This window comes from Actinoplanes sp. NPDC048796 (genome assembly GCF_040650035.1).
GTDB lineage: Bacteria > Actinomycetota > Actinomycetes > Mycobacteriales > Micromonosporaceae > Actinoplanes.
Map to the genome: position 1 here is coordinate 150,402 of NZ_JBEZGO010000003.1, position 23,843 is coordinate 174,244.

Sequence of the window (23,843 nt, forward strand, 5' to 3'; positions counted from 1 at the left end):
ATGGTCAAGTGGCGGATCTTCTTCGGCGCGGCGATGGCCGCGCTGACCATGGCGGCCGGCGGCGCGATCGCGTCCCCGGCCGCCGCGGCGTCGGCCGACCCGGCACCGTCCGTCGTCGGCGGCACGCGCGCCGCGCAGGGTGAGTTCCCGTTCATGGTGCGGCTGTCGATGGGCTGCGGCGGCGCCCTCTACAGCCCGACGCTCGTCCTCACCGCGGCCCACTGCGTGAGCCGCACCGGCACCAACACCTCGATCACGGCCACCGCCGGGGTGGTCGACCTGAATTCCACCAGCAAAATCACGCGCAAGTCGAACTACGTCTACCGCGCACCCGGATACACCGGCTCCGGCAAGGACTGGGCCCTGATCCGCCTGTCCAGCCCCATCACCGGCCTGGCCACCCTGCCCATCGCGACGACCACGGCGTACGACTCGGGCACCTTCACGATCGCCGGCTGGGGCGCGGCCGGCGAAGGCGGCTCGCAGCAGCGCTACATGCTGAAAGCCACGGTCCCGTTCGTCAGCGACACCACATGCAACTCCTCGTCCATGTACGGCGGCGAAATCATCGCCACCGACGAGATCTGCGCCGGCTACACCTCCGGCGGCGTCGACACCTGCCAGGGCGACTCGGGCGGCCCGATGTTCCGCCGCGACGCCAACAACGCCTGGATCCAGGTCGGCATCGTCAGCTGGGGCGACGGTTGCGCCCGCCCGAACAAGCCGGGCGTCTACACCCAGGTCAGCTACTTCGCGTCCGCGATCCGCTCCGCCGCCACCTCCCTGGGCGGCTGAGCCGAGGGCTTGCCCGACCCCGTGGTTCGACCGCGACCCAGATCGCGCTTCGCCCGTCGTTGTCGAGGGCGCCGAAAAGTACGAGGCGCAGCCGAGGTGCTTTTTGGTGTCCTCGACAACGACCTCTAGGGGCGAAGTGCCCGCCGAGCGAAGCGAGGCCAGCAGCTCAGTCTTCGTCTTCTTCTTCGGGGTCCTGGTTGGCTTCGGCGCCCAGGACGAAGGCCTGCATGGCCAGTTCGTCGCCGGAGGGCCAGACGTAGGTGGGGAGCTCGGCGGGGCCCAGCTCCAGGACGTGGGACCAGAACTGGCGTACGGCCTCGGCGGGGGTTGTCGCCTCGATGGGGAGCGCCACGCTGACCAGCCACGTGGGGCGGTGCGGGCCGGTGGGGTCGGCGCCCAGGGCCGTCGCGAAGCGGCGGAACGTTTCCGGGTCGACCGGGGTGATCTCGCCGTCGGTCAGGGTGGGAGCGGGGAGCGGGTTGTCGAAGGAGCGGCGCAGGTAGGTCAGCACCAGCTCGTCGCCGTGGGGTTTGGCGGCTCGGGCCAGAGCCACCACGTTGCCGTCGGCGACCAGTAACACCTCGTCGTCCGCCGCCACCGCGGTCGCGCCCGCCGACACCGTGACGGTGTCGTGGTGGAACAAACGCTCGTCGGCCCACCTGTCCGCCGGAATGATCACCGCCCACTGACCCATGGGCTCCATCCCATCATGCGCGGGGGTGGGCGGTGAGCGGTGGGACCCAACAACCGGCCACGTGGTCGTCGACCATGCCTGTGGCCTGCATCAACGCGTACGCCGTGGTGGGGCCCACGAAGCGGAAGCCGCGCTTCTTGAGATCTTTGGCCATGGCCGTGGACGCCGGTGTGATGGCCGGGACGTCGGCCCGGGTCTTGGGCCGGGCCGGGCGCGGGTCGGGGGCGAACGACCAGAGCAGCTCCGTGAGCCCGTCCGGCAGGTCGGCGGCGGCGCGGGCGTTGGCGATGGCCGCCTCGATCTTCATGCGGTTGCGGACGATGCCGGTGTCGGTCATCAGGCGGGCCGCGTCGGCGTCGGAGAAGGCGGCCACCTTGTCGATGGAGAAACCGGCGAAGGCGGCCCGGAACGCCGGGCGCTTGCGCAGGATGGTGATCCAGGACAGGCCGGACTGGAACGCCTCCAGGCACAGCCGCTCGTAGAGCGCGTCGTCGCCGCGCACCGGCTTGCCCCACTCGTTGTCGTGGTAGGCCGCGTAGTCGGGGCTGGAACCGCCCCAGAAGCAACGGGCGCGCCCGTCCAGGCCGATCACGAGGCCGGGGTCATCTGTCATGGCGACCACCGTAGAACGGGCGTACGACAATAATTCCTCAGGGCAGTTTGCCCTGCTCCACGAGGCGGCCGAACTTTTTCAGGGCGCCGGTGAAGCTCAGCTTGGAGCCGGGCCAGAGCACCGGCCAGGCGATCTTGCCGACCGGGCCGGCCGGCAGGTGGAACCACTCGTGCAGGACCACCTGCGTACGGTTGCCGGACATCGCCGTGCAGCGCATCGCGCCGGGCCCGCGGAGGAAGCGGCCGCAGTGCACGACCTGTACCTCATAGGGAGGGTTGACCTTGACCACGCGCAGCTCGTCGCGGAGCGCGGCCGGGCCGATGGCGGTGATCGCCTCGACCAGGCTGCCCTCGCCGCCGTCGCCCTCGACCACGCGCACCTTGGTGAACGGGATCCACGCGGACTGTTTCTCCCAGCTCATGAACGCGGCGAAGACCTGCTGGGCGGGGGCGTTGACGATGACCGTGGCGGTGACCTCGCCGGTGCCGGGGGTGGCGGCGTCGCCGAGACCGGGCTCGGTCGCGCTCACTGCTTGGCCACCGGCTCGTCGGCGGGCACGGCGGTGATCTCGATGACCGGCGGGGCATCGAGTTCGGGCGCGGGGGCCGGTGCGGGAGCCGGCGTGGCGGCCGGAGCGGGCGTGACGGGGGCTATCGCCGCCTCGCGGGCGCGGCGGAGCACGTCGGCGTCGGCCACCCGGCCCTCGCGCAGGGCGGCCACCTCGGCCTCGAGCACGCCGATGAGCTCGCCTTTGTATCCGATGTCGTACGCCGCGCGCTGCAGCGCCTGGTCGACCTGGGCCATCCGGTAGCCGCGCCAGGCGGTGTCGAACTTCGTGTGCACCACGTCCTCCTCACCGAGCGGCCGGTCGCTGGGCAGCGGCACGGCCCGGCCGTCCGGCTCGACCGGCGTCAGCGCGCTGTCGTTGCCGCCGATCATCACGGTCACACCGAACACGATCGCAGCCACGACCAACGCCACGACGATGAAGAGGAAAAGCTGGCCCATGCGCAAGATGTTGGCACGGCGCGCGCAGCGTGGCGAGCCCGCCACCCCGACCGGTACGCGGGCGTGATCTCAGGTCCAGGTGAGGATCTTTTTACGCCAGGCGTAGAGGATGCCCAGGGCCAGCACCGCCACGAACACGCCCATCTCGGTCACCGTGGTCAGCCCGAAACCCGGCAGGTCGAACACGACCGCCCAGGGGAAGAGAAAAACAGCCTCCACGGCGAAAAGCACATAGAGGTACGCGTACACGTAGTACCGGATCTGCGCCTGCGCCCAGTCGCCGCCGACCGGGTCGATGCCGCTCTCGTACGAGACGTACTTGCCGGCCGGCTGGGCCGGGTCGGCCGGGCGCAACAGCCGGTTGGCCGCGAACGCGCCGACGAAGACCAGCACGCCGACGGCCGCCACCAGCCCGAGCGTGGCGTACGACCCGAGATACCCGTCCACAACCACGGAGCCTAGTCGAACCCCGTAAGTGGCACTCGCCCGCCGGATAGTGGACTCTGCTGGTTCACGCAAGCCTCACGTGGCTACTGTGGTCAACGGCTCACGCCCGGTGAGTAAGGAGCGCCGACGTAGTCTGGAAGTGACGAGTTCTGCGGGCCGGCTCATAGATGACCATCCCCGGCCGGCCGGCAACCTTTGGAGGTTGGGAACGTGTCCGCTGGAGCGAAACGGGTCGAGCAACTGGACCGGGTGGTCATCCGGTTCGCCGGCGACTCGGGCGACGGCATGCAGCTGACCGGTGACCGATTCACATCCGAGACGGCCCAGCTGGGCAACGACATATCGACGCTGCCCAACTTCCCGGCCGAGATCCGCGCCCCCGCAGGCACCTTGCCGGGCGTGTCGAGCTTCCAGGTGCACTTCGCCGACTACGACATCCTCACGCCCGGCGACGCGCCGAACGTGCTGGTCGCCATGAACCCGGCCGCCCTCAAGGCCAACCTGGCCGACCTGCCCGCCGGCGCCGACATCATCGTCAACACCGACGAGTTCACCAAGCGCAGCCTGGCCAAGGTCGGGTGGGCGACCAACCCGCTCGAGGACGGCTCGCTGCGCGAGTACGCGGTTCATCCGGTCGCCCTGACCTCGATGACAGTGGGCGCCCTGGCCGACCACGGCATCTCGAAGAAGGACGCCGAGCGGGCCAAGAACATGTTCGCGCTCGGCCTGCTGAGCTGGATGTACTCGCGGCCGCACCAGTCGACGATCCGGTTCCTGGAGCGTAAGTTCGCCAAACGGCCCGAGCTGGTCGCGGCCAACAAGGCCGCCTTCCAGGCCGGCTGGAACTTCGGTGAGACCACCGAGGACTTCGCGGTGCGCTACGAGGTCAAACCGGCCAAGATGCGCCCGGGCACCTACCGGAACATCACCGGCAACCAGGCGCTGGCCCTCGGTCTGGTGGCGGCGGCCGTACGCTCCAAGCTGCCGCTCTTCCTGGGCGCGTACCCGATCACCCCGGCCTCGGACATCCTGCACGAGCTGTCGAAACACAAGAAGTTCGGCATCACGACGATGCAGGCCGAGGACGAGATCGCGGCGATCGGGGCGGCGCTGGGCGCCTCGTACGGCGGCGCCCTGGGTGTGACGACCACGAGCGGCCCCGGTGTGGCCCTCAAGGGCGAGACGATCTCGCTGGCCATCGCGCTGGAGTTGCCGCTGGTCGTGGTCGACGTGCAGCGGGCCGGCCCGTCGACCGGCATGCCGACCAAGACGGAGCAGGCCGACCTCAACATGGCCCTGTTCGGCCGGCACGGCGAGGCGCCGCTCGCGGTGGTCGCGCCCAAGTCCCCGTCGGACTGCTTCCACGCGGCCATCGAGGCGGCCCGGATAGCGCTGACCTACCGCACGCCGGTCATCCTGCTCTCGGACAACTACGTGGCCAACGGCTCCGAGCCGTGGCTGCTGCCGTCGGCGAGCGAGCTGCCCGACCTGTCGGTGGAGTTCGCGACGGCTCCGAACGGCGAGGACGGGCGCTTCCTGCCGTACCTCAGAGATCCGCGGACGCTGGCCCGCCCGTGGGCGATCCCGGGCACGCCGGGGCTGGAGCACCGCATCGGCGGCCTGGAGAAGGCCGACAAGACCGGCGACATCTCGTACGACCCGGCCAACCACGAATTCATGGTGCGCACCCGGGCCGCGCGGATCGAGGCCATCGAGGTGCCCGACGTCGAGGTCGAGGACGCCGACGAGGCGGCGCGTGTGCTGGTGCTGGGCTGGGGTTCGACGTACGGCCCGATCGGCGCCGCCTGCCGTGCCCTGCGCCAGCGGGGGCTGCCGATCGCCCAGGCGCACCTGCGGCATCTGTCCCCGTTGCCGGCGAATCTCGGTGAGGTGCTGAAGGCGTACGACAAGGTCGTGGTCCCGGAGATGAACCTCGGGCAGCTGGCCCAGGTGATCCGGGCGCGGTACCTGGTCGATGTCCTGCCCTTCAACCAGGTCAACGGCCTGCCGTTCACGGCCGCGACGCTGGAGAACATGCTGGAGGACGTGGTCAAGAATGGTTGATCTGAAGCTCACGGCCAAGGACTTCAAATCCGATCAGGAGGTCCGCTGGTGCCCGGGCTGCGGTGACTACGCGATCCTGGCCGCCGTGCAGGGCTTCATGCCCGAGCTCGGCATCCCGCGGGAGAACATCGTCTTCGTCTCCGGCATCGGGTGCTCGTCGCGCTTCCCGTACTACATGAACACGTACGGCATGCACTCGATCCACGGCCGGGCGCCGGCGATCGCCACCGGCCTGTCAGCGTCGCGGCCCGACCTGTCGGTCTGGGTGGTCACCGGCGACGGCGACGCGCTGTCGATCGGCGGCAACCACCTGATCCACGCGCTGCGCCGCAACGTGAACCTGAAGATCCTGCTCTTCAACAACCGGATCTACGGGCTGACCAAGGGGCAGTACTCACCCACGTCCGAGCTCGGCAAGATCACCAAGTCGACGCCGGCCGGCTCGGCCGACTCGCCGTTCAACCCGCTGTCGCTGGCGCTGGGCGCCGAGGCGACCTTCGTGGCCCGCACGATCGACTCCGACCGCAAGCACCTCCAGTCGGTGCTGCGGGCGGCGGCCGACCACCAGGGCTCGGCGTTCGTCGAGATCTACCAGAACTGCAACATCTTCAACGACGGCGCGTTCGAACTGATCAAGGACGCGAGCAGCCGGGACGATCACCTGATCCGCCTCGAGCACGGGCAGCCGGTCACCTTCGGGGCCGACAACCAGTTCTCCGTGATCCATCCCGCGGGCGGCTTCGGGCTCAAGGTCCAGGAGGGCGGCGAGGCCATCGTCCACGACACCTCGGTGGACGACCCGGCGTACGCCTTCGCCCTGTCCCGCCTCTCCGGATCCGACCTGGGCACGACGCCGATCGGGGTGTTCCGCGACGTGCAGCGGCCCACCTACGACGAGCTGATCGCCAAGCAGCTGAACGACGCCCGCACCGACGGCAGCCCTGATCAGATGCTCGACGAGCTTTTGAACGCCGGCGACACCTGGACCATTCTCTAGACGGCTACATCGACGCTGGCTTCGTCGTCTCGTATGTAGACGAGCATGTCGCCGGTGTCGATGCTCAGCGACTGCTCACCGCCGAGCGGCAGCACCTTGCCGCGGCGGATCAGGGCGACCACGAGCGTGCGCAGCTCGCGCGGGTTCCGGCCGACCTCGGCCCGCTCGGCGCTGCGCATCGCCAGCGCCATGCCCTGGCCGGGGGTGAGCAGGTCCTCGACCACGTCGATGAGCGGCGGCGCGGTGGTGGTCAGGCCGAGCAGGCGGCCGGCGGTGGCCGACGAGACGATCACGTGGTGGGCGCCGCTCTGCTTGAGCAGCGCCGAGTTCTCCTGCTCACGGACGGCGGCGATGATCCGCACCTGTCCGGCGGTCAGCTGCCGTACGGTCAAGGTGATCAGAACCGACGCCTCGTCGCTGTCCGTGGCGATGATGACGGCCTTGCAGTTCTTGACGTCGGCCTCGAGCAGCACGGCCGAGCGGGTGGCGTTGCCCTCGATGGTGGCGAGCCCGTTCGCGGCGGCCTGGCGCACGCCGTCGGGCCGGTTCTCGACCACGACGATGCGCGACTTGTCGTAACCGGTCTCCACCAGGGCGGCGACGGCGGCCCGGCCCTTGGTGCCGTAGCCGCAGATGACGATGTGGTCCTTCAACTTTCGCCTCCACCGGCTGACGCGCAGGCTGTTGCGGTACTGATCGGTGAGCACCTCGAGGGTGGTGCCGACCAGGATGATCAGGAAGAGCACGCGAGCCGGGGTGATGATCAGGATGTTGACCAGGCGGGCGTGCGGGGTGACCGGCGTGATGTCGCCGTATCCGGTCGTCGAGAGCGACACGACCGCGTAGTAGAAACAGTCGAGGAGGGTCAGACCATCCTCGTTGACGTCCCGGTAACCGTTGCGACCGGCGTAGATGACCACGACGGTCGAGACGACGAGCGCCACCGCCAGCGCGAGCCGGACAGCGAGCGCACGAAGGGGCCCCTGCCGGACCCGAGGTAAATGGATCATGTGACTCCCCGCACGTCCCACACCATAGCGACCGATGCCCGGCAAAGTTCGATTCGGCAGGATCCGAAAATGCGCGGGCGCGTCGTTGTATCCACCGGCGCCGATCGAAAAGTCTGAGTCATGTTGCGACGCATAGTGGTAGTTCTCGCCTTCGTGGCCGCGGTGCTGATCCCCTCGCTGCCCGCCTCGGCCGCCGTCGACCGCCTCCCCGTCCTCGACTCCTGGACCCAGCCGACCGCGGCCAGCACCGCGGCCTGGAACGACGCCCGGCTCAACCGGGACAAGTGGGCGGCGTACGGCTTCGACTGGACCACCGACTACTGCTCGGCCAGCCCGGAGCGACCGCTCGGGTTCGACTTCACCAACGCGTGCGCGCACCACGACTTCGGCTACCGCAACTACCGGGACGAGGGCCTGTTCGACCAGAACAAGGCGCGCGTCGACGACACGTTCTACGCCGACATGCGGCGGGTGTGCGCCGAGTACCGCTCGGTGGCCCGCTCGGCCTGCCACAGCGTCGCGTGGATCTACTACCAGGCCGTGCACGTCTTCGGCTCGCTGGCCAAGGTTCGCGGCGCCGACCTCGACCGGGCGGCTCGCATCATGCGCTGACCTGGGCGAACCTTGCCGCGCCGTCCTCGAGATCCGGGTGGTCGACGGCCAGCGCCATGGCGACGATCCGGTCGAAACCCAGACCGACCCCTTCGGCGTACGCGGCGTCGAAGGCGGCATCCCCCAGGGCCGTCCGCAGCGACAACTGCCGCGCCGACCAGAACCGCCCGAACATCTCGGTGCGGCGGGCGCCCTTCGCGGCCTCGGCCCCGCCGAACAGCACAGCGGCCGACGTGGGGTCGCCGCCGAGCGAACAGCGCACGGCGATGGCGGCGACCGCGTCGGCCGCGGCGCCCCGGAATCCGTGCCGGAGCCGGGAGCGCAGCGCCACCACCAGGTGATCGTGCGCGGCGACCAGGTCACCGCGGCGCAGCGCGACCATGCCGAGCAGCCAGTCGACGGTGCGCCGGCCACGATCCTCGGGGCGGCCGGCCTCCCACTGGCGGGCACCGCCGAGCAGTTCGGCCGCCTCGTCAAGCGCGTCCCGGCGCCACAGCAGCTCGGCCAGGGCGACGACGGCGGGCATGGCGGCCTCGGCCACACCCAGCCGCTCGGCGGTCGCGATCACGGTGCGGCAGAGGAGTTCGGCGTCGTCGTACCGCCCGGCGTCGAGCAGTGTGGCCCGGTGGCCGGCCATCGCCCGTACGAGAAGAGCCGGATCGTCCCCCGCCAACTCCCCCGCCCGTTCGAGGAACCGGGTCCGTTCGGTCTTGTCGGCGGCCAGGCCGGCGTGGACCAGATAGGCGTCGGCCACGACGGCCGGCTCGACGTCGGCCCCGTCGAGCCGCCGGTAGAGCCGGAAGAGCAGGTCACGCCCCTCGCCGGCGCCGCCGTGCTCGCGCCACCACGGGTCGAGGGCGATGGCGAGCCGCAGCCCGGCCCGCACACTGCCGTGAGTGGCGGCCCAGCGCAGGGCGGCCTGCCATTCGGCGACGTAGGGTGCGAAGGCGGTCAGGCTCACCGTCCGCGGCTGCCCGTCGGTGTCCACGGCGACACTGTCCAGCGTGTGCAGCGACCAGGCGGCATGCCGGTCACGAGCTTCACGCTCGTCCCCGCCGGCCACGAGCCGCCGTGAGGCGAACGCCTTGACCTGCCGGGAGAGCCGATAGCGGGGACCGGGTACGACGTCGACAAGCGAGTTGTCGGCCAATTCCCCGAGCGCGCCGAGAGCATCGACGCCGCACCACTCCACGATCCCGAGATCGACCGAGTCGGCGAAGACGGCGAGCCGCCGCAAAAGCCCCCGCGCGCGCTCGCTGAGCCGCTGATAGGACCAGTCCAGGTTGGCCTCGAGGCTCGCGTGCCGGTGGCCGGCCGCGGTCACCGGGTCCAGCGCGGCCAGCGGGTCGTCGAGGCGGGACGCCAGCTGCGAGGCGGAGAGAAGCCGCAACCGGGCCGCCGCCAGCTCGACCATCAGCGGCGAGCCCTCCATCCGGGCCGCGACCTGCGCCAGATCGACGCCGTCCTCACCGAAGGCGGCCTGACCGCCGCGCGCGGCGGCGGTCCGCTCACTGAGCAACGCGAAGACATCAGCCGGCGACATGGGCGGAATCCGCCACACCACCTCACCGGGCACGCCGACCGGAGCCCGTCCGGTGACCAGCACGCCGACGCCGGGACAGCGGGCGAGCAGCCGCCGGATCAGAGGCGCGCACTGCGCAACCTCGCTGCCCTGCAGAATGAAAAGCATCCGCCGCTCGGCGCAATGCTCGAGCAGCGAGTCGAGAATCGGGCGCCCCGGCTCGCGGCGCACGCCGAGAACCGAGGCGAGCCCTTCGTCGGCGCCGAGAGCTTCGACGGTCCAGACCCCTTGCGGGTACGCGGTGAGAACCCGCTCCGCGACGGCAAGCGACAGCCGGGTCTTGCCGGCCCCACCGCCCCCCGTGATCGTGACAACCCGGTGGCGGGACACGAGATCGGCCACCTCGGCCACCTCGGCCCGCCGCCCGACGAAAGGGCTGAGCTCGGCGGGAAGATTGTGGACGGGCGCCTTCTGAGTACGGGGCGGCGGGAAGTCGCTGTCCAGCCCCGGGGCGAGCACCTGAAGAAGCCGCTCATGGTCGTCGAAGCCCCGCAGGCGATGCTCCCCCAAATCTAGCAGGCGCACCCCACACAGGTCATCCCCAAGCCGCCGCGTTCCCGCGCCGCTGATTTCCGCCCCGCATACTTTCGCCCCGCTTATTTTCGCCCCGCTGCGGTGCGCCCCGCCTGCGTACTTCCCGTCTTCGTGTGCCCCGCCTGCGTGATTCCCGCCTGGGTACTTCCCGCCTTCGAGCGCCCCGCCTGCGTGTGCCCCACCTTCGTGCGGCCGGTTCCTGTGCGCCCCGCCTTCACCCGGCCCCGACCCGCGCGCCTCGCCATCGCCCGGCCCGGACCCGCGCGCCTCGCCTTCACCCGGCCCGGACCCGCGCGCCTCGCCATCACCCGGCCGCCCGGACCCGCGCGCCTCGCCATCACCCGGCCCGGACCCGCGCGCCTTGCCTTTGCGGCTTTCTACTTCCGCCGCAGGGCGTGGGTGCGGGGAGGCGCCTACCAGAGTCGGCGCGGTATAGGCCTGCGTTACCGATATTTCGGATGTGAGCCGAACGGCGCGGGCCGTGGCGCCGGAGCAGAGGATCTGACCGCCGTGGGCCGCGGCGGAGACGCGGGCGGCACGATGCACTTCGACGCTGGCGTATTCACCGCCGCGCTCGCCACAGGTGGGCCGAGCCCAACCCGTGTGCATGCCCATCCGCACTCGCGGTGCGACTTCCGGGCTGAGCCAGTCGTGTGCGGACAGTCGCCGCTGCGCCTCCACACACGCCGCCACGGCCGCGACCGCATCCTGGAAAGCGATGAAAAAGGAGTCACCCTCAGTGAAAAGCTCAACACCACCGAAGTCACGCAGAGCAGCGCGCATCACTGAGCGGTGATCATTGAGAACCGCGCCGTAGTCGTCGCCGAGCATCCGGGCCAATCGTGTCGAGCCTTCGATATCGGTGAACACAAAGGTCACCAGCCCACTCGGCAGCTCGGTCCGTCCCGACACGGTGGAACCTCCGCCCCCTTCGGCAAGTCGCGATCTCATGCTGCCGTATCACAGCGTCACCGGCCATCGTAGAAACGGACGGTAACCATCCGCCCGCTGCGGCCGACCCCGGACGGAGGACACCCGTAGGGGTCATCGACGTTTCCACACGGCACTACGCGTGACGTAACGAAATGGATCGAGCCAAGACACGCCGCGATCGACCACTTCCGCCCGCCCGTTCGGCCGCCCTCGCGCGAGTAGCTTTGTGCGACCTCTCCAACACGCCCGCTTGACCGCCACCGACTCGCTCGGTCACGGCGTTTGCCCAGCTAACAGCTCTGGCGGCATCCCGTCACGCCATTTCCCGCCGCCTGCGGCCCATGGGCGTACACCGAAAACCAAGGTCGTGGAATTGCCCACAATCAAGCGTCCGACCAGGCCAGACGCCCACCCCACCACGAGCTCAGACCCGGGGCGCTTCCCTCATGTCGGATTAATCCACCAGTCGTACGTGACACCGCACGGGATGACGATCAAGGCGCGCCTTCGATCACTCTGTCGGCCAGAACGACGAGCCGTCTTTCGCGGCCGCCTCATGCGGTCAATCCGCCACTCAGCCACAGCGCGGCCGGACGGCCGGGGATGCCGCTCCCTATTCGCCGTCGCCGGCTGCACACTCATCTCGCAACCGAGCGCAGCGTGCAGTCGGCAGGCGCAGAGCCGGCCGACCGGCGTACGTCAAGCAACGCAGCATCGGCTGACTGGGGTTCCGGCAGGCGCACGGTTAGCAGGCCTGACATTGAGCAACGTACTATCGGCCGACTCGAGATCGGACAGGCGCGGGGGCAGCCGCTTGGGGGTCGTCAGACCCTCGGTCAGCGGCCTGGAATCGAGCGACGCAGTATCGGCCGACCCAGGCTCCGCCGGCCCAGAGCCCGGCCAACCCAGGGCCCGGCCAACCCAGGCCCGGCCGATCGGAATCGGCGGGGCAGGGGCAGCCGACTTGGATTGGCTAACGCGGAGTCGAGCAGCGCCGGATCGGCCCGCGCGAGGTCGGCAAACGCAGGATCGGGCAGCGCGAGGCCGGACAGGGCCAGATCGGTCAGCACGAGACCGGGCAGGGCCGGATGGTCAGCACGAGACCGGGCAGGGCCGGATGGTCAGCGCGAGGCCGGGCAGCGCGAGGCGGGCAGCGCCGGATCGGCCAGCGCGAGGCGGGCAGCGCGGGGTCGGGCAGCGCGAGGCGGGCAGCGCCGGATCGGGCAGCGCAGGATCGGCCAGCGCGAGGTCGGGCGGATGGGGCTCGACGGCGCAGCTTGGTTGGCGCGCGGGCGGTCAGCAGCCGCAAGCGCCTCCGCAGCAACCGCCACCGCCGCCGGCGGAGGGGCCTGGGGTGGGGGCGCCGCCTGTACGGCCGGTGACGGCGACCGCTGACAGGAGCTTCACCGTGTCGGCATGGCCCTGGGGGCAGCTTGTGGGCTCGGAGGACTCGCGCATGGGGCGGTTGACCTCGAAGGTGTCGCCACAGGCGCGGCAGCGGAACTCGTAACGCGGCATGGAAGAAGAGTAGGGCCTCCGACTGACAAGAATTCACCCTGTGGACAGCCGGGTCTGGGTTATCCACAGGCTTCGAATCGGGTTCTCGCGGGCATGCTCCGGTTGGGTAGTGTCGTCCGCGTGGTGAAGCGGCAGAAGGACCAGGTGACCAAGCCCGAGCTGCGCGCCGCGGCGCCGCACCAGGGTGGGCCGCTGGCGAGTTCCGGCGCTGCCCCCGATGGGTCGACGACGTCGAGCGCCGCCACCACGCGGAGCGAAACCGACAACAAGGTGGAGCCCGCGGGTAAGGTCGGCCGCGACGCCTCGACGCCCGTCGCGGCCGCTGAGACGTCCGCTCCTCAGACGGCCGGCGCGGCTTCGCCGGTCGGAGCGGGGCCATCGATCGGCGCCGCGCCGTCGATCACAGCGGACGGCTCCGCAACAGCCGAGTCAGCGCTGGCCGACCCCGCCGCCGGAACAAAGGCGGCAAAAGCGGCGACAGGTGTTGAACGGCCCTCTACCGCGACTTCGGATGAGGGCTCGCCCTCGACCGCGACCGAAAGCGCTAGCAAGAGCGGCAGCGACGGTAAGGCCGATGCCGCGGGCAAGAGCGACGCCGCGGGGAAGAGCGACGCCGCGGGCATAACGGCCGGCGAGGCGGCAGCTTCGGGCGCCGGGGTGCAAGAAAACCAGGACGCCAAGCCGCCCGAAGCGGCCAAGCCAGGCGCAGAAGCGAAGCCGGGCGAAGGGGCTAAGGCAGGCGCGGACGCCAAGCCGGGCGATACAGCCAAGCCACGCGATACAGCAGCCAAGCCGGGAGACACAGCCAAGCCAGGCGACACAGCCAAGCCAGGCGAAGAAGCTAAGCCGGGCGCGGACGCCAAGCTGGGTGAAGCAGCCAAGTCAGGCGAAGCAGCCGAGCTGGGGAAAGCAGCCAACCCGGGAAGTGGCGCAGTCAAACGGGGTGGTGGGCTTCGGCAGGCGGCTCCGGTTCGGCTGGTGGGGCGGGCTGGGCGGAGCACGGCCGCCTGGGCCAAGCGGCCCAGTGGGCGGCTTGTCGTGCCGGCGGTTGTGGCCGTTCTGCTGTTGGGGGCGGCGGGTACCGCCGGGGCCTATCTGGTTCCCGAAGCGCTCAAGGCAGCCCCCAACCCCAGCGCGACCCCCGCGTTCCCGCTGGAGGCCGGTGGCGGGGCCGCCCAGTCGGCGGGTGGGCTGCCGGTGGGCAGCGCGCCGGCCGGGGCGCCCGGTGGGGTGCCGGCGGGTGGGGCGACCGGGGTGCCGGGCGCGGGGTCGACCGGGGTGCCCGGAGGCGGGATACCGGGGGCCGGGGCGCCCGGAGGCGGGGTGCCAGGGGCCGCCGGGGTGCCGGGTGCGGGGACGACAGGTCTGCCCACGCTCGGTCCGACGGGTGCGACCGTGGCGCCTACGCAGCCCGCTCAGACCGGTGGGCGGCCGGCCGACGCGCTGTCCGGGTGGGCGGGGCAGGTCGGTACCAAGGTCGGCATTCCCGTCGTGGCGGTGCAGGCCTATGCGTACACCGAACTGGTTCTGGCCCGGACCACGCCTAACTGCCACCTGAGCTGGACCACGATCGCCGCCATCGCGAAGGTCGAGTCGGATCACGGCAGCGCCAACCGGTCGCTGCTGGGGGCCGATGGGGTCGTCACGCCGGGGATCTTCGGGTTGCCGCTCGACGGGAAGGGTGGGCGGCAGCTCATCCCGGACTCGGATCGGGGTGCTCTCGACAAGGACACCACCTACGACCGGGCCGTCGGGCCTCTGCAGTTCATTCCGGCGACCTGGAACCAGTACAAGGTGGACGCCGACAACAATGGTGTGGCCGATCCCAATGACATCGACGATGCGTCACTGACCGCTGGTACCTACCTGTGCCAGGGTGGGCGGGACCTGAGCCGGGCCGATGCCTGGTGGGATGCGATTTTCTCGTACAACGCCGTGCGGCCGTATGCGCAGAAGGTGTTCGAGGCGGCGAACGATTATGGGCGGCGTAGCCGCGGTTGAGGCCCAAACTTGCACGCACGGTGACGATACCTACACATTTACGGTCTCAGACCTTCCCAGAAGGCACCGTTACCGGCAAGCTGTACGGGTGAGGGTGCGTGAGTGGGATCCCCGGACCGCTTCGGCGGGGGAGATCCGGTCGCTCGTCGAGACGGTGAACGCGGTGCTGGCCACCGACCTTCCCGACGACCCGCCGTGGCAGGACGTTCAGGTTCGTGACTATCTTGCCGAGACCATGCCCGGTGAGCGGCGGATCAGCTGGGTGGCCGAGGACGACCGGTTACCCGAGGGCGAGAGCGAGATCTTCGCGCACGTCAGCATGCTGCTGCTGGGCGACATCGGCGTGCTCGAGATCATGGTGCATCCGCGGCTGCGGCGCCGGGGGCTCGGGCGGCAACTCGTGGCCGTCGCCGCGCGCCGCGCCTACCTGGAGGGCTTCTCCACCATCGGGGTCGAAGCCATCGGCGGGACGCCCGCCATCGCCTTCTACGAGGCGCTCGGCTTCGAACGCGAATATGTCGAAACCCGCAGCGTGCTCACCCTGTCCGGGGTGGACTGGCCGGCCCTCGACGCCATGGCCACCGCCATCGGCGGCGGCTACCGGGTCGAGTATCACCCGGGCGGACCGCCGGATCATCTGCTCGAGGCGTACGCGCAAGCCAAACTCGAAGCGCAGGACGACGACGAAGATCTCGACCTCGCGCCCCGCTCCTCCGACCCGCAACGGCTGCGCGACTCCCTCGAGACGCTGCACAAACGCGGCCTGAAGCCGTACATCGTGCTGGCCATCCACGAGTCCACCGGGGTCGTCGCCGGGCTCACCGAAGTTGTCGTCCCGGCGCAACATCCGGAACGCGCCGACCAGTACGACACGATCGTCGTGCGCGATCATCGCGGGTACGGCATCGACCGGGCGATCAAGGCGCGCATGCTGTTCGAGTTGCGCCGGGCCGAGCCCGGACTGCGCGAGGTGCAGACCTGGAACGCGCAGCACAACGAATCCATGCTCAAGGTCAACGCCGAGCTGGGCTATCTGCCCGATCGGGACTGGTTTGAGTACGGGGCCGACGTGTCACAACTCGTACAGAGCCTCGAACCCATCGACTAGGTTCGACCTCTCCTCTAGTGTCGGCTTATGGTCGGCAGTGGAGGACGTCACCGGTTCTACCCGCTCCTCCTGGCGCCGCTCCTCGCCCTCGGCGTTCCGGCCGTGGCGCACGCGGCCGAAAACACACCACTCACGGTCGGCGCCGTCCAGGGCGCCGCCGCGAGGTCCCCGTACGCGCCGGCCGGCGGCAACGGCTCCAGCAGCGGCAAACACCAGGTGCGCGGCGTCGTCGCCCAGCTTGCGCTCTCGCACACCGACGCCGGTGTCGACCAGCGCGGCTTCTTCCTGCAGAGCCGCAAGACCGACACCGACGGCGACCCGGCCAGCTCCGACGGCGTCTTCGTCTACATGGGTTCCTTCACGACGCTCATCGGCGGCTACGCGCCCAAAGTCGGCGACGAGATCGTGGTCAACGCCCGCGTCGCCGAGTACTTCGACTTCACCGAGCTGACCGGCGCCGAATGGGTCACCACCCTCGCCACCGGCCTCGATGTGGCCACCGAGATTCAGATCGACGACGCGGTTCCGCCGATCGACTGGGAGCGCTACGAGGGCGCCCAGCTCCGGGTGCGCAAGGGTTCCGCCGCCGTCTCCAACACCAAGACGTACGCGTCCACGGACGACGCCGAGACGTGGCTCATCGACCGCGACGATCCTCTTCTGAAGCGCGACGACCCGTACAGCCGAAGGGTCTTCCGCGACGCCCACCCGCTGGATGACCTTCCGGGCACAGTGGACAACGGCAACCCGAACCGGATCCTGCTGGGCCCGATGGGCGTGAAGGCCGCCGCCGGCGACAGCGGAGTCGTGCTGCCCGCCGCCCGCACGTTCGATCGCGTCCGGGACGACGCGGTCGGCGGGGTCTACTACGCGTTCGGCAAGTACGGCATCCAGGTCGGCGCCATCGCGTACGACAGTGGCCCGGACCCGGCGGGGAACCACCCGCCCGCACGCGGCGGCCCCAACCTGGCCATTGCCACATTCAACCTGGAGAACCTCTACGACTTCCGCGACGACCCCACCGACGGCTGCGACTTCGCCGGCAACACCGGCTGCCCGGGCGTGCGGCCGCCGTTCGACTACGTGCCCGCGAGCCAGGCCGCCTACGACACCCGGCTGGCCCGGATCGCCGGCCAGATCCGGAACGACCTGCACAGCCCCGACCTGCTGCTCGTGCAGGAGGCCGAGGACCAGGACATCTGCCGGGTCGCCGGGGGCACGCTCACGTGCGACGCGGCCGACGGCAAGCCGGACACGTTGCAGGAGCTGGCTTTGAAGATCGGCCCGCGGTACGACGCGGCGTTCGACCGGAGCGGAGCCGACGCCCGCGGCATCGTCGCCGGTTTCCTCTTCCGTACGGATCGTCTGCGGCTCGCGCCGGCCCGGCCGACCGACCCCGTTCTCGGCCTCATCCCGCAGGTCACCTACCGTGGCGCTCCCCTGCCGAGCAACGCCGAGGTGTCGAACCCGAAGACGCTGAACGCCGTGCTCCCGGCCGACGTCGACGTGTCGACCGGCGTCGACGGCGCCAACGTCTACACCCGCGCCCCGCAGGTCGCGCTCTTCGAGGTGACGGCCGCCCCGGGCGGCACGCTGTGGGCGATCAGCAACCACTTCTCGTCCGGCCCGGCCACCCGGGTGGGGCAACGGCGGGAGCAGGCCGCGTACGGGGCGGCGATCGTCGACGCCATCGAGGCGGCCGACCCGCACGCCCGCGTCATCCTCGGCGGCGACCTGAACGTCTTCCCGCGACCCGACGATCCGGTACCGACCGACCCGGGCGACCAGCTCGGCCCGCTCTACGGCGCCGTCCTGCACAACCTGTGGGACGACCTGGTCGCCGACGCGCCCGCGGCCGCCTACTCGTACGTCTTCGAGGGCCAGGCCCAGACGCTCGACCACCTGTTCGTCAACGACGGCTTCCACCGCGACCTGATCGAGATGCGGGCGGCGCACATCAACGCCGACTTCTCCGACGGCACCAGCGACCACGACCCGCAGGTGGCCCGTTTCCAGGCCCGCGCCGGCGTCAGCGTCGGCGATGCCCGCGTGACCGAGGGCGACGCGGGCAAGGTGGCGCTGGTCTTCCCGGTGACGCTGACCCGGCCGCTGAGCCGGGGGATCACGGTGTGCGCCACGACCGTGCCGGGCACGACGACGTTGCCGCTGGCCGACTTCGACCCGTACCTGGGTTGCCGGATGATCCCGGCCGGCGCGGTCACCGTCGACTTCCCGGTGCAGGTGCGCGGTGACCGGCTGCGCGAGACCGACGAAACGCTCACGCTGGAGATCGTCGCCCTCGACGCCGTCCGCCTGATCGACGGAAGCGGCGCCGGGACGATCGTGAATGACGACTAGTAGCGGAGCTTCTGCGCCACTTCGGTCGCCCAGTAGGTGAGGGTGATCTGCGCGCCGGCCCGCTTGAGCGAGGTCAGCGACTCGAGGATCACCCGGTCCCGGTCGATCCAGCCGTTGCGGGCGGCCGCCTCGACCATCGCGTACTCGCCGGAGACCTGGTAGGCCGCGACGGGGACGGTGACCCGTTCACGGATCGCCGCGATCACGTCGAGGTAGGGCAGGCCCGGCTTGACCATGACGATGTCGGCGCCCTCGGCGATGTCGAGGTCGACCTCGCGCAGGGCCTCGCGCAGGTTCGGCGGGTCCTGCTGGTACTGCCGGCGGTCGCCCTGCAGGGTCGACTCCACGGCCTCGCGGAACGGGCCGTAGAAGGCGCCCGCGTACTTCGCCGAGTAGGCCAGGATCGAGACGTCCTGGTAGTTCGCCTCGTCGAGGGCCTTCCGGATGACGCCGATCTGGCCGTCCATCATGCCCGACGGCCCCACCATGTGGACGCCGGCGTCAGCCTGCGCCACGGCCATCTGGGCGTAGAGCGGCAGCGTGGCGTCGTTGTCGACCGAGCCGTCGGCGGCCAGGACCCCGCAGTGCCCGTGCGAGGTGAACTCGTCCAGGCACAGGTCGCCCATCACGACCGTGGAGTCGCCGACCTCGGCGATCAGGTCGCGGATGCCGACGTTGAGGATGCCGTCGGGGTCGAGGCCGGCCGAGCCGGTCTCGTCCTTGTGCTCGTTGGTCGGTACGCCGAACAGCATCAGGCCGCCGACGCCGGCCGCGACCGCCTCGTGGGCGGCCTTGCGCAGCGACTCGCGCGAATGCTGCATGACGCCGGGCAGCGAGCTGATCTCCCGTGGCTCGGTCAGCCCCTCTTTCAGAAAGAGGGGCAGGACCAGCTCGGCCGGCGAGAGCCGAACCTCTTCCACGAGCCGCCGCATGGCCGGCGACCGGCGCAGGCGGCGGGGACGAACCTCGGGGTAGGACATGAACAATCCTTAGCGGAAGCGAAGGGCTGTGGGTCCCTGGACCTTCGAGCCGCGGCGCTGCTTGGCCGGCATCGCGGCCAGCTTCTCGCGCAGCTCCACCGCGTACGACGCGAGCGCCTCGACCAGGTCCGGCACCGACGCGTGCTGGGGCTGGACGTCGACGCGCAGGCCGAACTCGGTGGCCGTCTCGGCGGTCTTCGGGCCGATCACCGCGACGACCGTGCGGGCGTGCGGCTTGCCGGCGATGCCGACCAGGTTGCGGACGGTGGAGGACGAGGTGAACAGCACCGCGTCGAAGCCACCCGACTTGATGGCGTCGCGGATCTCGGCCGGCGGCGGCGCGGCCCGGACCGTCCGGTAGGCGGTCACGTCGTCCACCTCCCAGCCCCGCTCGATCAGGCCGGCGGCCAGCGTCTCGGTGGCGATGTCGGCGCGCGGCAGCAGCACCCGGCCGACCGGGTCGAGGATCTCGTCGTGCGGCGAGAACTCGGCCAGCAGGCCCTCACTGGACTGGTCGCCCGCGGGCACCAGCTCGGGCTGGATGCCGAAGGCGCGTACCGCCTCGGCCGTGGCCTCGCCGATGCAGGCGATCTTCACGCCGCCGAAGTGGCGGGCGTCGAGACCGTGCTCGTCGAACTTCTCCCAGACCGCGCGGACCGCGTTGACCGACGTGAAGACGACCCAGGCGTACCGGCCGTCGACCAGGCCTTTGACCGCGCGTTCCATCTGGGCCGGGGTACGCGGCGGCTCGACCGCGATGGTCGGCACCTCGCACGGGATGGCGCCGTAGGCCCGCAGCCGCGCGCTCATCGCGCCCGCCTGCTCCTTGGTCCGCGGTACCAGGACCTTCCAGCCGTACAGCGGGCGGTTCTCCCACCAGCTCATCGCGTCGCGCTCGGCGACGTCGCCGCCGACCGTGAGCACGACCCGGCCGGTGAAGCCGAGCGCCGCGGCGACGAAGCTGTCGACCGTGGACGTCGTCGTGTACTGGGTCTCGCCGGTGCCGTCGCCGGTCACCGCGACAGTGGTGCCCGGCTCGACGCCCGAGGCGAGCAGGCCGTCGCGGATGGCCGCGAGGTCGCCGGCGTCGACGGCCACCGCGAACGAGCCCTTGAGGGCGGCCGCGGCCAGCGCGTCGAAGTCGAGGGTGGTGACGTCGCCGACGTCGGCGGTGACGCGGACGCCGGGCAGCGGGACACCGGCGTACGTGGCGACGCCTTCGGCCTGGCCCAGGCCCGGCACGACCTCGAAGTGCACAGCGGTGCGGGCGACCGCCTGCACCTCCTTGACCACTGACTCGTGGCCGAACGGGTCACCGGCCACGAGGTGCACGGCCGACAGGCCGGACTTCGCGGCGGAGAGCAGCACCTTGGCGACGTCGCCGGGCGCGCCCTCGGCGGGGCTGAACTGGGTGTCCGGCTTGGCCTCGGCGCGGATCGCGGTCAGCAGCGACTCGGGAACGCCTCGGTCGTAGACCACCTGGTCAGCGTCGGTGAGCGCCGCGTGGGCGCGACGGGTCAGCAGCTCGGGGTCGCCGGGTCCGGCGCCGACGAACGCGATGCGTCCGGCTGGCTTGCGGGCGGTGCGGGTGGTCATTCTGTGCTCCCCATCAGGGTATCGGCGCCGTTCTCGAGGAGATCGGCGGCGAGCGCCTTGCCGATCTCCGCCGCGTCGGCGGGCGTTCCGGTGCGCGACAGCCGGATGGCTCGAACCCCATCCGGGCTGATCACCGCACCGCGCAGGTAAATCTCGTCGCCGTTCTCGCCCTCGGCGAGCTCGGCATGTGCCGCGACCGGGGCCGAGCACCCGGCCTCGAGCGTGGCCAGCATCGCCCGCTCCGCCACGACGGCGGCGCGGGACGGTGCGTGGTCGAGCGCGGCCAGCAGCTCGACCAGGTCGGCGTCGTCGGCCCGGCACTCCACGGCCAGCGCGCCCTGGGCGGGGGCCGGCAGCATGAGCATCGGGTCGAGCGTTTCGCTGATCTCAGCCGTGCGGCCGAGACGCGCCACGCCGGCCCGAGCGAGGACGACGGCGTCCAGGTCGGCCTCGGGTCCGTGCACCCGGGCAATCCGGCTGTCGACATTCCCGCGGATCGGCGTGACCTGCAACTCTAGGCCCAAAGCATGCAGTTGCGCGATTCGGCGCACCGCGCCGGTTCCGACGACCGCGCCCGGCGGGAGCTCGGCCAGGGTACGGTTGCCCTTAGTGATCAACACGTCGCGCGGATCCTGGCGCGGCGGCACGGCCGCGATGTGCAGTCCCGCGTGCTGGCCGGTGGGCAGGTCCTTGTACGAGTGCACGGCGAAATCGATCTCCCGCGCGAGCAGCGCGTCGCGCAGCGCGGAGACGAAGACACCCACGCCGAGCTGGGCCACCGGGGCCGACGAGCGGTCACCCGAAGTGACGATGCGCACAAGCTCGACCGGACGGCCGGTGGCCGCGGTCAGCGCGTCCGCGGTCTGTTGCGACTGAGCGAGCGCCAGCGCGCTGCCTCGCGTACCGAGGCGCAGCGGGGTACTCACGCTTTCCCTCCGATCTCAGGCACCGCGTTGGCCGGCGTGGCGTGCGGCACGTCCAGGTCGAACAGCTCGCGCAGCAGGGCCGCGTACTGGTCACCGCCGGGTTCGGCGGCCAGCTGGCGCACCCGCACGGTCGGTGAGTGCAGCAGCTGCTGAACAACCCGGTGCAGCGTACGGGAAATGTCGCCCCGTTGCTCCTCGCTGAAGTCCGGGCGCTTTCCCCACAGTTTGCGCAGCTCGGCGCTGACCACGTCCTCGGCCCGGGTGCGCAGAGCGGCCACCGTCGGGGCGATCTCGGCCCCGCGCAGCCAGCCGAGAAAGTGATCAACCTCGCTCGTGACGATCTGCTCGACCGCTGCCGTCTCCGCGGCCGCGGGGGCCGAGCGGCGGGACGCGGCCAGGCTGTCGATGTCGATGATGGTGACACCCGGCACGTCGTACGCGTCCGGCGCGACGTCACGCGGCACGGCCAGGTCGAGCACGACCAGCGGCGCCGCCGCCTCGAGCCGGGCCCGGGTCAGCACCGGGTCGGTGGCGGCGGTGGCCGTGATCACCAGCTCGGCCTCGCGCAGCGCGGCGTCCAGCTCCTCGTAGGGCACGGCCGTGGCGCCGTACGCCTCGGCGAGCCGATCGGCGCGGGCGGCGCTGCGGTTGGTGATCCGCAGCGGGCCGACGCCGGCCCGGGTCAGCGTGGCGACCGAGAGCGCTCCCATCGCGCCGGCCCCGATGACCAGAGCCTTCTTGCCCGCGAGCGGGCCGAGATGGCTCTCGGCGACCTCGAGGGCGGCGGTGACGACGCTCTGGCCGGCCCGGTCGATGCCGGTCTCGGCGTGCGCCCGCTTGCCGACCCGCAGCGCCTGCTGCATCAGCTCGTGGAGCAGCCGGCCGGCCGAGTCGGTCTCGGTGGCCACGTGGTAAGCGTCGCGCAGCTGCCCGAGGATCTGCGACTCGCCCACGACCATCGAGTCGAGACCGGCCGAGACCTTGAACGAGTGCTGGACCGCGGCCTCGTCGTAGTGCACGTAAAGATGCCCGGCGAGTTCGGTCGCCGGGATGCCGGAGACCTCGGAGAGCACGTTGCAGATGTCGCCGAGGCCACCGTGGAACGTGGTGACCGCCGCGTAGATCTCCACTCGGTTGCAGGTGGACAGGACGACCGCCTCACCGACGTACGGCTGGGCGACGAGCTTCTGCAGCAGGTCGGGCACCGATGAGTCGGGGATGGCGAGGCGTTCCAGCGTGGCGACATCGGCGGTGCGATAGGACGCACCGACGCTGAGGAGATTCACGACCCGACCGCCTCCTGATTGCCCGCCGTCGCGGCGGACCGGCCGCCCGGCAACGCGGTCAGCGATGCCTTGCGGTGTTCGTGGAATGAGAGAATCTGCAGTTCGATGGCGAGGTCGACCTTGCGGACGTCGACGTTCGACGGCACCGAGAGAACGCAGGGTGCGAAGTTGAGGATGCTGGTGACGCCCGCGTCGACCAGCACGTCGGCCACGGCCTGGGCGGCGCCGGGCGGGGTGGCGATCACGCCGATGGCGATCTTTTCCTCGACCGCGACCCGGCCGAGGTCGGAGATGTGCCGCACGGCGAGGCCGTGGATGCGCTCGCCGACCTTGGACTCGTCGGCGTCGAAGAGCGCGACGATCTTGAAGCCGCGGCTGGCGAAGCCGTCGTAGCCGGCCAGCGCGTGACCGAGGTTGCCGAGGCCGACCAGGCAGACCGCGCGGCGCTGGTCGAGACCGAGCACGTACTCGATCTGCTCGATGAGCAGGCTGACGTCGTAACCGACGCCGCGCGTGCCGTACGAGCCGAGGTGGGAGAGGTCTTTACGAAGCTTGGCGGAGTTCACCCCCGCGGCCGCGGCCAGCCCCTCGCTGGAGACGGTGTCCGCGCCGGCCTCACCCAGGTTGTGCAGGGCCCGAAGGTACTCGGGAAGGCGCGCGATAGTCGCCTCCGGCAGATCCGGGAAGGCCTGGACGGCACCGTCGCCACGGACGGGGCCGGGCGTGCTTCCGTGACGCTGCTGACTCATCTGACTCCGTGCCGACGAGGTTGCGAACCTGC

At 70.8% G+C, this 23,843-nt stretch carries 18 protein-coding genes and 3 pseudogenes; 7 read left to right on the plus strand and 14 right to left on the minus strand.

Annotation, left to right across the window (positions count from 1 at the left end):
• On the plus strand, positions 1 to 795 hold the full coding sequence (locus tag AB0C26_RS14435; RefSeq protein WP_360246819.1) for a serine protease: 795 nt from the start codon (positions 1 to 3) through the stop codon (positions 793 to 795).
• Between the two features lie 166 nt (positions 796 to 961).
• On the opposite strand, the gene AB0C26_RS14440 is transcribed toward AB0C26_RS14435, so the two are convergent.
• From AB0C26_RS14440 to ndhC, 5 genes are all read right to left on the minus strand, one after another.
• Positions 962 to 1,489 carry a hypothetical protein gene (locus AB0C26_RS14440; RefSeq protein ID WP_360246821.1) on the minus strand — a complete coding sequence of 176 codons (528 nt, stop codon included), beginning with the start codon at positions 1,487 to 1,489 and terminating at the stop codon, positions 962 to 964.
• A gap of 13 nt (positions 1,490 to 1,502) precedes the next feature.
• Entirely contained in the window at positions 1,503 to 2,102 is a 600-nt protein-coding gene (locus tag AB0C26_RS14445; RefSeq protein WP_360246823.1) for a DNA-3-methyladenine glycosylase I, read from the minus strand.
• A gap of 37 nt (positions 2,103 to 2,139) precedes the next feature.
• Positions 2,140 to 2,631, minus strand: a complete 492-nt coding sequence (locus tag AB0C26_RS14450) for an SRPBCC family protein (RefSeq protein ID WP_360246825.1) — start codon at positions 2,629 to 2,631, stop codon at positions 2,140 to 2,142.
• Entirely contained in the window at positions 2,628 to 3,110 is a 483-nt protein-coding gene (locus tag AB0C26_RS14455; RefSeq protein ID WP_360246827.1) for a DivIVA domain-containing protein, read from the minus strand. Before AB0C26_RS14455 ends, AB0C26_RS14450 begins: the two co-directional genes overlap by 4 nt.
• Before the next feature lie 69 nt (positions 3,111 to 3,179).
• The gene (ndhC, locus tag AB0C26_RS14460) at positions 3,180 to 3,557 is read right to left on the minus strand and encodes an NADH-quinone oxidoreductase subunit A (RefSeq protein ID WP_360246829.1); all 378 of its coding nucleotides are present in this window, start codon (positions 3,555 to 3,557) and stop codon (positions 3,180 to 3,182) included.
• A gap of 210 nt (positions 3,558 to 3,767) precedes the next feature.
• Here ndhC and AB0C26_RS14465 point away from each other — a divergent pair, with 210 nt between their 5' ends.
• Both AB0C26_RS14465 and AB0C26_RS14470 read left to right on the plus strand, forming a co-directional pair.
• A complete protein-coding gene (locus AB0C26_RS14465) occupies positions 3,768 to 5,621 on the plus strand; it encodes a 2-oxoacid:acceptor oxidoreductase subunit alpha (RefSeq protein WP_360246831.1) in 1,854 nt (617 codons plus the stop codon).
• Positions 5,614 to 6,618, plus strand: coding sequence for a 2-oxoacid:ferredoxin oxidoreductase subunit beta (locus tag AB0C26_RS14470; RefSeq protein ID WP_360246833.1), 1,005 nt, complete (start codon positions 5,614 to 5,616; stop codon positions 6,616 to 6,618). Before AB0C26_RS14465 ends, AB0C26_RS14470 begins: the two co-directional genes overlap by 8 nt.
• Here AB0C26_RS14470 and AB0C26_RS14475 read toward each other — a convergent pair.
• Entirely contained in the window at positions 6,615 to 7,628 is a 1,014-nt protein-coding gene (locus AB0C26_RS14475) for a potassium channel family protein (RefSeq protein ID WP_360246835.1), read from the minus strand. The two genes, AB0C26_RS14470 and AB0C26_RS14475, sit on opposite strands and share 4 nt — an antisense overlap.
• A gap of 120 nt (positions 7,629 to 7,748) precedes the next feature.
• Here AB0C26_RS14475 and AB0C26_RS14480 point away from each other — a divergent pair, with 120 nt between their 5' ends.
• Positions 7,749 to 8,240, plus strand: coding sequence for a phospholipase (locus AB0C26_RS14480; protein WP_360246837.1), 492 nt, complete (start codon positions 7,749 to 7,751; stop codon positions 8,238 to 8,240).
• On the opposite strand, the gene AB0C26_RS14485 is transcribed toward AB0C26_RS14480, so the two are convergent.
• The 3 genes and pseudogenes from AB0C26_RS14485 to AB0C26_RS14495 form a co-directional block, all read right to left on the minus strand.
• Positions 8,230 to 10,347: an adenylate/guanylate cyclase domain-containing protein gene (locus AB0C26_RS14485; RefSeq protein WP_360248231.1), complete on the minus strand. Its 2,118-nt coding sequence runs from the start codon at positions 10,345 to 10,347 to the stop codon at positions 8,230 to 8,232. The genes AB0C26_RS14480 and AB0C26_RS14485 overlap by 11 nt on opposite strands.
• Before the next feature lie 453 nt (positions 10,348 to 10,800).
• A pseudogene (locus AB0C26_RS14490) lies at positions 10,801 to 11,268 on the minus strand (adenylate/guanylate cyclase domain-containing protein); the annotation flags it as partial.
• A gap of 1,317 nt (positions 11,269 to 12,585) precedes the next feature.
• Positions 12,586 to 12,807: a zinc ribbon domain-containing protein gene (locus AB0C26_RS14495; RefSeq protein WP_360246839.1), complete on the minus strand. Its 222-nt coding sequence runs from the start codon at positions 12,805 to 12,807 to the stop codon at positions 12,586 to 12,588.
• Positions 12,808 to 14,148: 1,341 nt separating this feature from the next.
• Between AB0C26_RS14495 and AB0C26_RS14500 the strand changes: the two are divergent.
• The 3 genes and pseudogenes from AB0C26_RS14500 to AB0C26_RS14510 form a co-directional block, all read left to right on the plus strand.
• Positions 14,149 to 14,808, plus strand: a pseudogene (locus AB0C26_RS14500) (murein transglycosylase); the annotation flags it as partial.
• An 88-nt stretch (positions 14,809 to 14,896) separates the two neighbouring features.
• On the plus strand, positions 14,897 to 15,916 hold the full coding sequence (locus AB0C26_RS14505) for a GNAT family N-acetyltransferase (protein WP_360246841.1): 1,020 nt from the start codon (positions 14,897 to 14,899) through the stop codon (positions 15,914 to 15,916).
• Positions 15,917 to 16,066: 150 nt separating this feature from the next.
• Positions 16,067 to 18,274, plus strand: a pseudogene (locus tag AB0C26_RS14510) (endonuclease); the annotation flags it as partial.
• On the opposite strand, the gene hemB reads toward AB0C26_RS14510, so the two are convergent.
• The 5 genes from hemB to AB0C26_RS14535 are packed head-to-tail and all read right to left on the minus strand — an operon-like array spanning position 18,271 to position 23,811.
• Positions 18,271 to 19,254, minus strand: a complete 984-nt coding sequence (gene hemB / locus AB0C26_RS14515) for a porphobilinogen synthase (protein ID WP_360246843.1) — start codon at positions 19,252 to 19,254, stop codon at positions 18,271 to 18,273. The pseudogene AB0C26_RS14510 and the gene hemB overlap by 4 nt on opposite strands.
• A gap of 9 nt (positions 19,255 to 19,263) precedes the next feature.
• A complete protein-coding gene (locus AB0C26_RS14520; RefSeq protein ID WP_360246845.1) occupies positions 19,264 to 20,850 on the minus strand; it encodes a uroporphyrinogen-III synthase in 1,587 nt (528 codons plus the stop codon).
• The gene (gene hemC, locus AB0C26_RS14525; protein WP_360246847.1) at positions 20,847 to 21,776 is read right to left on the minus strand and encodes a hydroxymethylbilane synthase; all 930 of its coding nucleotides are present in this window, start codon (positions 21,774 to 21,776) and stop codon (positions 20,847 to 20,849) included. Before hemC ends, AB0C26_RS14520 begins: the two co-directional genes overlap by 4 nt.
• Entirely contained in the window at positions 21,773 to 23,062 is a 1,290-nt protein-coding gene (locus AB0C26_RS14530; protein ID WP_360246849.1) for a glutamyl-tRNA reductase, read from the minus strand. Before AB0C26_RS14530 ends, hemC begins: the two co-directional genes overlap by 4 nt.
• Positions 23,059 to 23,811, minus strand: coding sequence for a redox-sensing transcriptional repressor Rex (locus tag AB0C26_RS14535; protein WP_360246851.1), 753 nt, complete (start codon positions 23,809 to 23,811; stop codon positions 23,059 to 23,061). The genes AB0C26_RS14530 and AB0C26_RS14535 overlap by 4 nt, the downstream gene beginning before the upstream one ends.
• Positions 23,812 to 23,843 lie beyond the last annotated feature (32 nt).

Coding starts and splice junctions, on each gene's coding strand:
- AB0C26_RS14435 (WP_360246819.1), top strand. CDS start 1: ATGGTCAAGTGGCGGATCTTCTTCGGCGCGGCGATGGCCGCGCTGACC.
- AB0C26_RS14440 (WP_360246821.1), bottom strand. CDS start 1,489: ATGGGTCAGTGGGCGGTGATCATTCCGGCGGACAGGTGGGCCGACGAG.
- AB0C26_RS14445 (WP_360246823.1), bottom strand. CDS start 2,102: ATGACAGATGACCCCGGCCTCGTGATCGGCCTGGACGGGCGCGCCCGT.
- AB0C26_RS14455 (WP_360246827.1), bottom strand. CDS start 3,110: ATGGGCCAGCTTTTCCTCTTCATCGTCGTGGCGTTGGTCGTGGCTGCG.
- AB0C26_RS14470 (WP_360246833.1), top strand. CDS start 5,614: ATGGTTGATCTGAAGCTCACGGCCAAGGACTTCAAATCCGATCAGGAG.
- AB0C26_RS14475 (WP_360246835.1), bottom strand. CDS start 7,628: ATGATCCATTTACCTCGGGTCCGGCAGGGGCCCCTTCGTGCGCTCGCT.
- AB0C26_RS14480 (WP_360246837.1), top strand. CDS start 7,749: ATGTTGCGACGCATAGTGGTAGTTCTCGCCTTCGTGGCCGCGGTGCTG.
- AB0C26_RS14495 (WP_360246839.1), bottom strand. CDS start 12,807: ATGCCGCGTTACGAGTTCCGCTGCCGCGCCTGTGGCGACACCTTCGAG.
- hemB (WP_360246843.1), bottom strand. CDS start 19,254: ATGTCCTACCCCGAGGTTCGTCCCCGCCGCCTGCGCCGGTCGCCGGCC.
- AB0C26_RS14520 (WP_360246845.1), bottom strand. CDS start 20,850: ATGACCACCCGCACCGCCCGCAAGCCAGCCGGACGCATCGCGTTCGTC.
- AB0C26_RS14535 (WP_360246851.1), bottom strand. CDS start 23,811: ATGAGTCAGCAGCGTCACGGAAGCACGCCCGGCCCCGTCCGTGGCGAC.